The organism is Gelidimonas diazotrophica (genome assembly GCF_055694025.1).
Genome location: NZ_CM146349.1, coordinates 1,378,087 through 1,390,407, shown reverse-complemented (window position 1 = coordinate 1,390,407; position 12,321 = coordinate 1,378,087). Strand labels below are relative to the sequence as shown.

General features: G+C 53.1%; 14 protein-coding genes and 1 pseudogene. 6 read left to right on the top strand and 9 right to left on the bottom strand.

The window, feature by feature from the left end:
- Window positions 1–2 precede the first annotated feature (2 nt).
- The 5 genes from KGFNPO_RS06500 to csgH all read left to right on the top strand — a co-directional run bounded on the left by KGFNPO_RS06500 (window position 3) and on the right by csgH (window position 3,441).
- Window positions 3–452, top strand: coding sequence for a curli assembly protein CsgF (locus tag KGFNPO_RS06500; RefSeq protein ID WP_472633718.1), 450 nt, complete (start codon window positions 3–5; stop codon window positions 450–452).
- The gene (locus KGFNPO_RS06495; RefSeq protein WP_472633716.1) at window positions 449–1,411 is read left to right on the top strand and encodes a CsgG/HfaB family protein; all 963 of its coding nucleotides are present in this window, start codon (window positions 449–451) and stop codon (window positions 1,409–1,411) included. The genes KGFNPO_RS06500 and KGFNPO_RS06495 overlap by 4 nt, the downstream gene beginning before the upstream one ends.
- 157 nt (window positions 1,412–1,568) lie before the next feature.
- Window positions 1,569–2,159 carry a hypothetical protein gene (locus KGFNPO_RS06490; protein WP_472633714.1) on the top strand — a complete coding sequence of 197 codons (591 nt, stop codon included), beginning with the start codon at window positions 1,569–1,571 and terminating at the stop codon, window positions 2,157–2,159.
- A gap of 52 nt (window positions 2,160–2,211) precedes the next feature.
- The gene (locus KGFNPO_RS06485) at window positions 2,212–2,907 is read left to right on the top strand and encodes a hypothetical protein (protein WP_472633712.1); all 696 of its coding nucleotides are present in this window, start codon (window positions 2,212–2,214) and stop codon (window positions 2,905–2,907) included.
- A gap of 225 nt (window positions 2,908–3,132) precedes the next feature.
- Window positions 3,133–3,441 (top strand): curli-like amyloid fiber formation chaperone CsgH, encoded by a 309-nt coding sequence (csgH, locus tag KGFNPO_RS06480; RefSeq protein ID WP_472633710.1) that lies wholly within the window; start codon window positions 3,133–3,135, stop codon window positions 3,439–3,441.
- A 148-nt stretch (window positions 3,442–3,589) separates the two neighbouring features.
- Here the strand turns inward: csgH and KGFNPO_RS06475 are convergent, their stop codons facing one another.
- Both KGFNPO_RS06475 and nirJ read right to left on the bottom strand, forming a co-directional pair.
- Window positions 3,590–5,218 carry a cytochrome D1 domain-containing protein gene (locus KGFNPO_RS06475; protein ID WP_472633708.1) on the bottom strand — a complete coding sequence of 543 codons (1,629 nt, stop codon included), beginning with the start codon at window positions 5,216–5,218 and terminating at the stop codon, window positions 3,590–3,592.
- Complete coding sequence (gene nirJ, locus KGFNPO_RS06470) at window positions 5,215–6,420, bottom strand: heme d1 biosynthesis radical SAM protein NirJ (RefSeq protein ID WP_472633706.1); 1,206 nt, start codon at window positions 6,418–6,420, stop codon at window positions 5,215–5,217. The genes KGFNPO_RS06475 and nirJ overlap by 4 nt, the downstream gene beginning before the upstream one ends.
- On the opposite strand from nirJ, the pseudogene KGFNPO_RS06465 reads away from it, so the two are divergent.
- A pseudogene (locus KGFNPO_RS06465) lies at window positions 6,311–6,535 on the top strand (hypothetical protein); the annotation flags it as partial. The gene nirJ and the pseudogene KGFNPO_RS06465 overlap by 110 nt on opposite strands.
- On the opposite strand, the gene ahbB (KGFNPO_RS06460) reads toward KGFNPO_RS06465, so the two are convergent.
- The 7 genes from ahbB (KGFNPO_RS06460) to KGFNPO_RS06430 all read right to left on the bottom strand — a co-directional run bounded on the left by ahbB (KGFNPO_RS06460) (window position 6,460) and on the right by KGFNPO_RS06430 (window position 12,270).
- Window positions 6,460–6,984 carry a siroheme decarboxylase subunit beta gene (gene ahbB / locus KGFNPO_RS06460; RefSeq protein WP_472633704.1) on the bottom strand — a complete coding sequence of 175 codons (525 nt, stop codon included), beginning with the start codon at window positions 6,982–6,984 and terminating at the stop codon, window positions 6,460–6,462. The pseudogene KGFNPO_RS06465 and the gene ahbB (KGFNPO_RS06460) overlap by 76 nt on opposite strands.
- 8 nt (window positions 6,985–6,992) lie before the next feature.
- Entirely contained in the window at window positions 6,993–7,436 is a 444-nt protein-coding gene (locus KGFNPO_RS06455) for an Lrp/AsnC family transcriptional regulator (RefSeq protein ID WP_472633702.1), read from the bottom strand.
- Window positions 7,423–8,502 (bottom strand): siroheme decarboxylase subunit beta, encoded by a 1,080-nt coding sequence (gene ahbB / locus KGFNPO_RS06450; protein ID WP_472633700.1) that lies wholly within the window; start codon window positions 8,500–8,502, stop codon window positions 7,423–7,425. Before ahbB (KGFNPO_RS06450) ends, KGFNPO_RS06455 begins: the two co-directional genes overlap by 14 nt.
- A 16-nt stretch (window positions 8,503–8,518) precedes the next feature.
- Window positions 8,519–9,655, bottom strand: coding sequence for a cytochrome D1 domain-containing protein (locus KGFNPO_RS06445; protein WP_472634406.1), 1,137 nt, complete (start codon window positions 9,653–9,655; stop codon window positions 8,519–8,521).
- 37 nt (window positions 9,656–9,692) lie between these two features.
- Complete coding sequence (locus tag KGFNPO_RS06440) at window positions 9,693–10,097, bottom strand: c-type cytochrome (protein WP_472633698.1); 405 nt, start codon at window positions 10,095–10,097, stop codon at window positions 9,693–9,695.
- 95 nt (window positions 10,098–10,192) lie between these two features.
- A complete protein-coding gene (locus tag KGFNPO_RS06435) occupies window positions 10,193–10,528 on the bottom strand; it encodes a c-type cytochrome (RefSeq protein WP_472633697.1) in 336 nt (111 codons plus the stop codon).
- Window positions 10,529–10,539: 11 nt separating this feature from the next.
- Window positions 10,540–12,270 (bottom strand): cytochrome D1 domain-containing protein, encoded by a 1,731-nt coding sequence (locus tag KGFNPO_RS06430; protein ID WP_472633695.1) that lies wholly within the window; start codon window positions 12,268–12,270, stop codon window positions 10,540–10,542.
- Between the last annotated feature and the right edge of the window lie 51 nt (window positions 12,271–12,321).

The following is a 12,321-nucleotide window of genomic DNA, read 5'->3' as shown; positions in this document are numbered from 1 at the left end:
AAATGAAGCTGAATAACAAAATAATGCGCCTTCTCGCATTGGCTGTTCCAGCTCTGCTGATTGGACTGTCAACAACGAACGTTGCTGCGAGCGAAATGGTTTATGTGCCGATCAACCCAAACTTCGGCGGCAACCCGTTAAACGCACCTGGCCTGCTGAATTCGGCGCAAGTGACGAACAAGCACAAGGACCCGGACGCCAAGACCGTTTCTCCGTTTTTACAGAAAACTCCGCTGCAACAGTTCAACGATATGCTGGAGCGATCAATCCTGAGTCAATTGTCTTCTGCAGCGACATCCGGCGTTATGGGGGCGAGCGGCCAACTGACTCCGGGCACTGTCGAGACCGGCAACTTCAGTATCAAAATCGTCGATTTGGGCAGCGGCCTGTTGCAGATCACGACCACCGACAAGGTCACCGGCGGCTCGACTTCATTTCAGGTGGGAAAATGAGCGCCGCCCGAACGTTAGCCTGGCGCCGGATATGCCAGACATCGGCCAGCACGCCATTGCCGCGCTGCCTGACCGGACCGTTGCTGATTGCAGCCTTACTGCTCGCCGGTTGCGCAACACAGCAGATACCGTCCGACGTTGCGGCAAATGCGCAACTGACGCCGGCAACCAAGATCACGCACGACCTGCTGCAGCTTCCCAAGCCCAAGGGCAAGGTCGCTGTCGCCGTGTACGGTTTCCGCGACCAGACCGGCCAATACAAGTCCTCGCCTGACAGTTCCTTTTCGACCTCGGTGACTCAAGGCGCTGCTTCGATGCTGGTCAAGGCGCTGAAAGATTCCGGCTGGTTCACGCCGGTGGAACGCGAGAATCTTCAGAACCTGCTCACTGAACGCAAGATCGTGCGCGCGCTGGAACTCCCGCAGGATAAGAATAATCCTCCGATTCAGATTCAACAGTTGGTGCCCGCGTCGATCATCGTCGAGGGCGGCGTCATCGCGTATGAAAGCAACGTGCGCACTGGCGGCGTCGGAGCCAACTTCCTGGGCATCGGGCTTTCTACCCAGTACCGGGTAGACCAGGTCACCATCAACCTGCGCAGCGTCGATATCCGTAGCGGCCAGGTAATGAACAGCGTGTCGACCACCAAGACGATCTTTTCCTACGAAGTGCGTCCAAGCGTATTCAAGTTTGTCAACTTCAAGGATCTGGTTCAATTCGAAGCCGGCATGACGCGCAACGAACCGACGCAATTGTGCGTCAAAGAAGCGATCGAGTCGGCAGTAGTGCACCTTGTCGTGCAGGGACTGAAGGATCAGATTTGGGAATTGAAAGACGGGCAAGACTGGTACAACCCATTGATCCAGACGTATCTGCGCGAAGCCAGCTCATACGGCCAGGTGGAACCCGACTTGCCGGCGTCATTGAAAGACAACCCGGTGCAGAAGGTACCCACTTAGATTGCTTTTGTTTGCTTACGTTTTCTTATGTCGCTGCTGCCAAGACCATCTACTACCGAACAAAAAGTTTGATCTGTAGTAGCGGGTGCGTGAAGCACGCCGGCATCGTCCTTCACGGTATATCACGCTGTTTCATTACCAATAACGAAAGCTCTTGATGATTGAAAGCGAAAACAAATCGATGCGGCGGCATAACGGCCTGTATGCAGTATCGACTTACAGTGGAAGCTCGTCAGCCATGACACCGATTCGAGCTGGTGTACTGGCAATTGCCGCAATCTTCGCGCTGCTGCCGGCGACCTCGGCGATCGCCGCCGACCTGGCTGCAGCAGAGCTTTCGCTGGCTGGCAACCCAGGCCATAGAGCGATCGTATTCCAGGATGGCCAATTCAATCAGGCGGCGCTTGAACAACGAGAAATGTCGCAATTCGCGCAGATTGGCCAGAGCGGTTCGAACAATCAGCTGCAGGCTTTCCAGTCCGGCCAGGCCAACCTCCTTCAAGCGATCCAGGGCGGCAGTGACAATCTGGCTTGGATCACGCAATCCGGCAGCTTCAACGCAATCGATTTACATCAGCAAGGCGCTGCCAATACGGCCAACGTCACGCAAAGCGGCGCTGGCAACATGGCATTCATCGAACAGTTCGGCAACGGTAACCGCGCCGACGTTACACAGTCTTCAACCGCATCTAATGCTGTGGTTCGCCAATACGGGAATTACAACGTAGCTAGAGTGATCCAGTACTAAGGCAACTGGATCAATATGTTCTTAAATGCCTCTATCCTAAGGAGCTATAACCATGAAACATACACTTTCCACAATCTCTCTGGCAGTTACATTGTCCTATGCCGCTTTCCCCGCATTTGCAGCCCCAACAGCGGAAATCGTGCAACGTAATGAATCGCAACTCGCGACCATTGACCAATCCGGAGTAGATGGCGATACGTATGCCAAGATTAAACAGGGCGGCGGAACCTACAATGAAGGTTATATTCTGCAGTCAAACACTGGCGGCACGACGAGCGCGGACGTTCTTCAACGCGGCAACGGCAATTATGCCAATGTGCGACAAGAAGACGGAAGTGATTCTAGCGTGACAATAAAACAGCAATCCGACTATAACAATGCTAGTGCATATCAAATTGGCAGCAACCATGTGGCTACTATCAATCAAGATTCTTATGGCTCTGCGGTCGGCAACGACGCCATTATTAATCAATCCGGTTCCTACAATGAGGCCACGGTAAACCAGACCGGCGCAAATAAGGCTGATGTCATTCAAGATGGATATTACCAAACGGCGCTCGTTACGCAGTTTGGAGAAAACGATGCATACGTGGTCCAATCAGGTTATGGCCACACTGCAGATATTTATCAATCAGGCGGGCATGTAGCGCGGAACACCGCAACGGTTAATCAAACGGCAGGCGTAGCTTCAATAGGCAATATCACCCAAACCGGCAACGGCCATAGCGCAACCATTACGCAGCATTAATATACCGCTAGGATTGACGTGCCTGTCTCCCTGGACAGGCACGATTTTTAAACAGAAAACAGTTCCGTACATCAGTACAGCAAATAACAAATCGCTCACTGGCAAGCCAGACTTCTGACTTTTCGCACGTGAAATAATTTTCAAGTTTTAGCAATAATGCGGCGGATTTATTGATGTCTATAAGCAAAGACATACAACTGCAGCAAATGAAACAAGGAAACCAGCATGATTGCCGATACAGATTTACAGGTATGGCTCGACAGCCAGCCCAGCGCGGCACAAACAGTCGTGATTCCTTACGTCAAAAGTATCAAAGACAGGCAACTGAATTACCGACTGATCGTAATTCAAGCCGGCCGGAGCGGTTCGTCACGCATCAGCCAGGGCGGCATGATAAAAGTGAGCGCGGCAAGTGCTACGCCGCTATCGCGCGTCGTAATTGCACCGGGCAAGGAGGGCGAATGCCGGATTGAAGTGGCCTTGCGCGAGGGTGAACAAGAAGTAGGCAATTACCGCTTTGACTGTCCACGCTAAAAGCCCATCCTGGCTCGACTTTATCCATTTATGCCGCGTGGCCAAGCGTATCGGTCAAGGCTAAAACAGTGTGTAGGATTCAACCCTGGCGGGCTGTTTCCTTGTCCACTGTTCTCAACCACGCAGACTGTTGCTTAACGCCGGTGACTCAATGGCTGGTCCCCTCCGAGCGCGTGATTTTGTTGTACACATTGTATTTTCCGGAAGGCTTGTTCATCGGGATGCGCTTGACTATCTGGAGCGTTTTCGCATCGTAGATGACCAGTTCGCCATCATTTTCCCAGATGCTCACCACTGCATATTTGCCGTTGCGCGTGAATTCGGTATGCGCGGCAATTTTGCCCTGGCTGGGCTTCAATTCTTTGACGACTTCCAGCGTCTTCTTGTCGATGATCTGGATCACATCATGGTGTTTTGGGTCATTGAATACATCGACCCAGGCATATGGTGTCTTCTCATGGCTGCGCATGAAGAAACCCGGCCCCAGCGTCGGTATCTGCTTGATGGTTTTCCAGGTTTTCATGTCGATCACCGACACTACGCCATCTTTTAGATTGGGCGACGCCATCACGGGCCGGCCCTGATAATCCCAAGTGATGCCGGAACCCAGATGCGGCAAACCAGGTAAATCGACATCGGCAATCTTGCGCCCGATATTCAGATTTACCACTTGACCGTGGCCGCCGCGAGAAGATCCGATCACGTGGTCATAAGCAGGGTCGAAAAAGAAATCGTCCAGAAAGTCATCGAGCTTAATGCGGCGCGGTGGAAACGGACCCTTGATGGCTAGCCCTTCAGCCATCTTGTAATCGTGTACCAAGCCGCCATAAACGGGCGGCGCTTTTTCGTCGTAACTCATTTCCCATACTTCGGGAATATCTTTTAGAGCGGCAATGAAGCTTTTGCGCGGCGCAGCGTCGTACACGGCGGACACACGCGACGATTTGCCATTGTCATCCTTGACATCAATTACACGGATCGGCGACAAGTCGCGGGTATCGAATGCCACCAGCGTATTCGGGAAATAATTAGCGACCATCGCAAAGCGCCCATCGCTGGATACCGCCAGATTGCGGGAATTGATGCCGGCACGCACTTCCGCCACCATTTTCAGATTCCAGATATCGTATTTGGCAATCCAGCCGTCACGCGACGCAAAATACACATAGCGCCCATCGGGGGAAAATTTCGGGCCTCCATGCAACGCGTAACGGGTTGGAAAACGGGCAATCGGTTCGAATTTGTCGCCATCCAGAATCGTCGCGTGATGGTCGCCAATTTCCACCACCACGAAAAGATTCAGCGGATCGGCCTTGAATACCGGCTTGTCGGGCAGACTGCCTTCTTTCGCGTATTCAATCCGCGATGCGCGAATTTCATCCATGCCCCAGACCGGCGTCTTTGCCAGCGGCGCATAGATCAAGTCGGCAAGCGCGGTGATTTCTTGCGCAGTCAAGGTGGCGCCAAAAGCCGGCATCTGGGTCGCGATGCGGCCTTCGGTGATGGTCTTGATGGCGGCCGGGCGACGCAAGCGATCCAGATTGCCCGGCAATAAAGCCGGTCCGACAGCGCCCAAACGATCAGCGCCGTGACAGGAGGCGCAATTGGCTTGATAGGTGGCATTCACATCAGCGATTACGCCCGTATGTGCTGCTGACGTAGTCGGTGTAGCGGGCGCAGCCGGTGGAGGGTTAGATGCCGCTCCGGCCGAAAACGCGGTGCCGGCCAGCACCACCGTCAAACTGGATAGCAACTTGTTTGCTAATGCCGGCCTCATTCGCCAACCCTCGCGCGCCGCACCGGAATATAGGGTGCCATTTTGACCCGCTCACGCTCGCCGCCGAGCCCGATTTCCGCATCCGACATGTAGCATGCAGGATCTTCTTGCCACGGGTCGTCGGTCAATTGCAACGCACGTACCCGGGTATTGCCGCCACAGACATCGAAATAACTGCATTCGCCGCAACGGCCTTTAATCACACGCGGCACGGCTTTCAAGCCCGCCATCAATGGGTCGGAAGTGTCGCTCCAGATTTCGGAGAATGGTCGGTCGCGCACATTGCCCAAGTTGTGGTGCCACCAGAATGTGTCGGGGTGGACATTGCCGAGATTGTCGATATTGGCCACGTTGACGCCCGATGAATTACCGCCCCATTGCGCCAGTTTGGCGCGCAAAGCCGCTTCCCTTTCAGGGAAATGACGACGCACCCAGTGCAGCAAATACACGCCGTCAGCATCGTTATTGCCGGTGACGAATTCCTTATCGACGCCATTCTGGATATTTGCCCAGCAGGTATCAAACATCAAATCCATCGCATTGCGGGTGGTTTCCAGGAATGCATCATGACCACGATTCTTGTTGCCGCGCCCGGCATAATTCAGATGCGACAGATAAAATTTGTCGATGCCTTCGTCGTCCACCAGCTTGAGCAACGCCGGCAAATCCTTCGCATTGTCCTGCGTCAGTGTGAAGCGCACGCCGATCTTGATGCCGGCGTCACGGCACAATTTGACGCCATACAGCGAAGCGTCGAATGCACCTTGCTTGCGGCGAAATATATCGTGCGTTTCGCGCAGGCCATCCAGGCTGATGCCGACATAATCAAAGCCGATAGCGGCGATACGTTCGATATTCGATTCGTCTATTAACGTGCCATTGGTCGATAGGCCGACATAAAATCCCAACTCTTTGGCGCGGCGTGCAAGATCATAAATATCTTCGCGCAGCAACGGTTCGCCACCCGACAAAATCAACACCGGTACGCCAAAACCGCGTAAATCGTCCATCACACCATGCACTTCTGCGGTACTCAATTCGCCGGCAAAATCTTTGTCTGCCGAGATTGAATAGCAATGCTTGCAGGTCAGGTTGCAACGCCGAATCAGGTTCCAGATTACTACCGGGCCGGGCGGATTGCGTTTGGGTTGTAGTGGCGTCGGATGGGCGACTTCTCGCATGTATTGGGTAACTCTAAACATGATTTTCCTTTTCCTTTTCCTCGTTTTTCAACTGGCAATTTATTGCGTTGCCTTGGTTTGTTGGTTCAGCCGCAAGCCGGTTTTTTTCAATATGCGGGTGCTATACAAGATGGTATGGCTGCGCACATGCTCGCCTAGCAATGCAGCGATTTGCGCCACTTTAAGTTCGACCTCATCGCGACTCTTGCCATGCACCATCGCAAATAGGTTATAGGGCCATTCTGGCAGGCGACGCGGACGGCGGTAGCAGTGGCTGACGAATTCAAAGCTGCCCACCGATACCCCTAACTGATCCACCAGCGCATCAGGCACATCCCACACCGACATACCGTTGGCCCGGTAACCGATTGCATAATGGTTCGGCACCACGCCTACGCGACGAATCACGCCAGCCTGCTGCATCCGCAGCATCCGTGCCATCACTTCCTGCGGCTCCAGTTGCAGGCTTGCGGCGATGGCGTGGTAAGGGCGTGCTACCAGCGGCAGCCCGCCCTGAGTCGCTACGATGATGGCGCGGTCGATGGCATCAATCGCTTGTGGTGCAGTGGCGGGTGTAATGGGCATGCGCTACGTTATGCTTTCAATTTCAGCTCGACAAAATACTCGCGAGATTTGGGGAAGTTGAATACGCTGCAGCCGGTTTGCTGCTCGATCGTATCGATCACACTGGCAATTTCTGCCGGGGTTTCAGTGGCTATGACGAACCACATATTCAGATCATGATCGCGCGCATAGTTGTGCGCGACCTGCGGCAAGGCATTGACCTGTTGCGCCACGCGCTCAAAGTCTGCAAGCGGGGCATGTAGCGCGGCCAGGGTAAAAGCGCCGCCGATGCGTTCAATCTGGTACAGCGGCCCAATCCGCGTCAATACGCCTTCGGCCAGCATGCGAGTCAGCCGCGCAATCAGATCTTCTTCAGTCAAGCCGAGGCGCTGCGCCGCCTCCAGATAAGGACGTTCACATACCGCCAGCCCTTCTTGCAGGCCGTTGATGATGGCACGATCAATCGGGTCCATAAGCAAGCTCCGGCAAAGTTAGAGGGGTTACATCCGTCACGTTCGTCACATACTGGGCACCGCATTGCTTGAAACGGCGGCAGCTAAACAGGATAGCGCGCGGGTACTCGTCCAGCCCGCATATCTGCGTCAAGTCAGCGACGCTCCGTTCGACTTCGCTGCGGTCTTTGCCATGGATCATGCAGAATAGATTGTAAGGCCAATGCGGCAAACATCGCGGCCGGCGATAACACAAACTGACCCGCCCGGAATCGGCAATGCGCTTACCAACGGTTGTAACCAGCGCATCAGGCACATCCCACACCACCATCGCGTTGGCAGTAAACCCCAGTTCATGGTGACGCACTACAACGCCGAAACGCTTGATTACGCCATCTATGCACCAGCGCGCGAGCGTCGCAAGCGCATCCGACTCGGCACAGCCCAATTGTGCAAATGGCCGCGCCACCAGCGGCAATCCACGCTGCAAGGCAGCCATGAAAGCCTGCTCGTTCTGACTCAATGTAATCGCAGCGACCTCTGCCGGCGCTTGCTTGTTCTGCTGAAAAATTTGCGACTTAGTTAATGCTGAATCTGACCTACAAACGGACCCCAGATCGAACCCCAGATCGATGTGAAACTGTTCCAACAACGGCAGCCTCAACACTGGTCCGGATGCGCATACGGTTTCAATTTTGTGCAACAGCGCTCGCAGATGTTCGGCCGAAGAAGCAGTTGCCACGAACCATAGATTGAAACGATGTTCGCGCTCATAGTTATGGTTGACTTCGGCGAATGCGTTAACCTGGAGAGCAACCGCTTCCAAACGCTCGACAGGTACGGCCAGCGCCGCCAGGACACTGACTCCGACCACGTTCGGCCTGAATACAGCACCGACCCGACTGACCAGACCACGCTTACATATGGATTGCAAAATTTCAATAACAGTCAACTCATCAACGTCCAGACGTTTTGCCAGTGCAGCAAAGGGCTGCGCCACCAGCGGGAAATCCCGCTGAAAATCATTCAACAATTTGAATTCCAACGCTTCCAGAATTCCCTCTTGCTTCAGATTTATCGCGCGCATATGTTCTGTATCCGCCTTAAAACCCGATGCGCGCCGCACGATGGGTGAAGAAAATGCCACTCGGCGATTCAGCCGAAAGCACGCTACGTTGGGCAAAATTCTCAGTGTCGTACACCACCACACGATTGTCGTCGCGCGCCGAAATCCAGACGGATTCACCGCGCGGAGTGAACTCCATATGCAATACGGTTTTTCCGGGTGCCAATTGTTTGATAATGCTGCGAGTTTCGGTGTCGATCACATCAACCTTGCCGTTGTCGGGGAATGCATAAATAACCCAAACCTGCCGGCCGTCAGGCCGCGCAATAACAAAGACCGGCTGACTGGAAACCTTGATGCGGCCAACTTCTAGCCATGTTTCCATATCCACCACCAACACTTCGTGATGGCCTACAGCAGGCAGATACGCATAGCGCCCAGCCACAGCCCAGCCGCGCAGATGTGGCATTTTATACACCGGCAGTTTTTCCTGTCCGCGGCCGTAGCCATCGAGAATGCGACGCACGCCCTGCTCCGGATGCCACAAATCCAGTAACGCCATGCCATCTTCCCCAAACAGGCCAGCCAAATAGTACCGTCCATTCGGCGTAATCAAACCGTCATAAGGCTGGAGTCCTATATCCTTGAATTTGTTTATGCGCGGCTTGCCTGGATTGGAAAAATCTCCGACCCAGATTTCACCTGCATCAAAGAGACTCCAGACAAAACGGTTGCCTGGCGCATCTGCCAAGCCGACCACTTTAGAGCGCAAGCCAGCCGCTCCATAAGTCGATGGAACGTCCGCAATCAGCTCCAGGGTATCCGCTGAAAACACTTTCACGCCGCCCGGCACATAATTCTGCACCGCTACCAATGTGCCATCTTGTGAAATCGCGCCGCCAATACTGTTACCCGCCTGTATCACGCGGCGCTCGATGACGCCACGCAACAAATCAACCTTGCTCAAGCCGCCGTCGCGTCCAAACACATAAGCGTAGCGACCATCCCGCGAATAAACGAGTGAAGCATGGGAGAGATCACCCAAGCCTTTCACTGTAGCCAGGGCTACGCGCTTGCTGGTATCAACAATTTGGACACTGCCACTGGCGCGCTCGATGACGACACCCAAATCGCCAGTGCCGCGCAGGACCGGGCCGGCGCAACCGGCCAGCATGAACAACGCCGTAGCAAGCAGCACTGTTTGGAATTTTTTAATGTTCACTTGGGAAACCCTTCTGCAAATTAAACACAATCCATTCGGCCTCTGCTTCACTCAGGAAGCGCCGCCAAGGCGGCATTGCCGTATCTGGGCGGCCATGCAGGATGATGGACTTGAGGTAATCAGCAGATTTATCTTTTAAGGCTTCAGGCAGCAATGCAGGACCCAGGCCGCCTTTGAGCGTCAATCCATGGCAAGAGCCACAATCCTGTCGCACCAGAGAGATAAGTTCGACCCGCCGTGCAGCACTAATTGCGGTGCTGGATTCTGCAACATAATCGGTGGCAAAAACGGCGGTAGAGAAGATCAGACTAAGGCCCGCAATGCCGGCAATGACACATTGGGTGCATTGTTTGGTAACACACGGTTTTACAGACACTTCCAGACCCTTCAACATTTTTTGTATTCAGACACATTATATTGGAGCAAGAGAAACACACAGACCCGAAAGCCTGTGTGTCGGCTCAGATACTTAATTAATCAAGCAATTACTTACTTGGTGGCTAAAACCCACTCAGCCAATATCTTAATGTCTGCATCGCTCACCTTAGGACCATTCGGCGGCATCGGAATTGGGCCCCACACACCGCTACTGCCATCCTTGATTTTTTTAGAAAGCAGTGCTACCGCATCCGCATTGCCTTTGTATTTCTGTGCAACATCCTTGTATGCAGGTCCAAGTATTTTCTTGTCAATACCATGGCAAGCCATGCAGCCATTTTTTTGCGCCAAGTCAGCGCCACTTGCTGCAAATGCTGAGTTACTGCCAATCAAAAGCGCAACAACTCCTGCGCCAGCAGCCAGAATCGGAATGAGACGATTTTTCATCACATGCTTTCTTAGTAAATGTCGTGTTGCGTATTGTTGATGTTGAATTTACCGGTTGGGGTAATCAGTTTCGGATCTTTGATAACGGTTTTCAGTTTGCGGGTCTTGTCATCAACAACAACAATCGCTGATTGCTTGTCCTTGGCGCTCCATACCGAGAACCAGACTTCATCGCCAGCCTTGTTGTATTCGGGTTGCACTACACGTTTGGCACCCTCACCAAGATTTGCCCATTCAGCGATTGGCAACACGACAAAACCCTTATCCAGCGCATTGATGTCATACACGGCAATCGACTGGCTTAACTTGGCGTCCGGATTCAACGGCGTATCAATCCACAGGTTTTTCGATTTCGGATGTGTTTTGATGAAGAGGGAACCACCGCCCTGTCCTTTTACGGTTGCGACCACTTTCCAGGCTTGTGCTTTATGCTTGACCGGATCGGTACCGATCATCGAGATGGAATCGTCGCCCAGATGGCTAGTTGCCCAGACCGGACCGAATTTTGGATGAACGAAGTTAGCGCCGCGCCCTGGATGCGGAGTTTTGCCCACATCGACAATTGCGGTCATCTTGCCTTCCTTGGTATCGACCACAGCAATTTTGTTCGATGCATTGGCAGCAACCATGAAGTAACGGCCGGTTGAATCGAGACCGCCATCGTGCAGAAATTTGGCGGCATCGAGCGTGGTGATTTTCAGATTTTTAATATCCTTATAATCGACCAGCATGATCTTGCCGGTTTCCTTGGCATTGACCACGAATTCCGGACGATACTGTGATCCGACGATAGAAGCAACCCGTGGTTCAGGATGATATTCGTTATCAACCGTCATGCCGCGTGTCGATACGATCTTCAGTGGTTTCAGGGTATCGCCTTCCATGATCACGAATTGCGGTGGCCAGTAATCGCCGGCAATCGCGTATTTGTCTTCATAACCCTTGAACTTGGAAGTTTCAATCGAACGCGCTTCAAGGCCTACTTTCATTTCGGCTACGCTGTCTGGCTTCTCCATCCACAGATCAATCAGGTTGACACGCGCATCGCGGCCAATCACATACAGATAGCGACCGGATGCCGAAGTGCGGGAAATATGCACTGCATAACCGGTTTTGACAATATTGATGATTTTCTTGGTATCGCCGTCAATCAATGCCACTTCACCTGCATCGCGCAGCGTGGTGGAGAAAATGTTCGCGATATTGAAGTTATTCATTTTCTTGGTAGGACGCTTGGCAACTGGAATAATTTCTTTCCAGGTTGCTTCCATGTCTTTCAAGCTGAATTCAGGCGGCACCGGTGGCTCTTGCTGGATATAGCGCGCCATCAGATCAACTTCTTTATCGGTCAGATCGCCAGAAGTACCCCAGTTCGGCATGCCCGCCGGAGAACCATAGTTAATGAATACCTTCAGGTAATCCGTTCCTTTTCCAAGCGTGATGTCTGGAGTCAGGGCTTTACCTGTGGCGCCTTTGCGCAACACTCCGTGGCAACCGGCGCAGCGCTGGAAATAAATCTGCTTACCTGCGTCAAACTCAGCCTTGGTCATCGGCGGCGCTTTTGGATTGATGTTTTGATGCATCTCTTCATTAGCCAGCGGCGACCCACCAGCCTGATACTTCAGCTCTGCATTAGCGTGCGGTTTTGCATCCTCGGCGTAGGCAACACCCAGCGCCAGCGGCAATGCCGCAAGCAAAGCTACGATAGGGCGGATTAAAGGTTTTCTTAACGCTGTGGTCATTTTTATTTCCCTTCCTGTTGATAAAATTGATCTGATTACTGCAAGCTCACA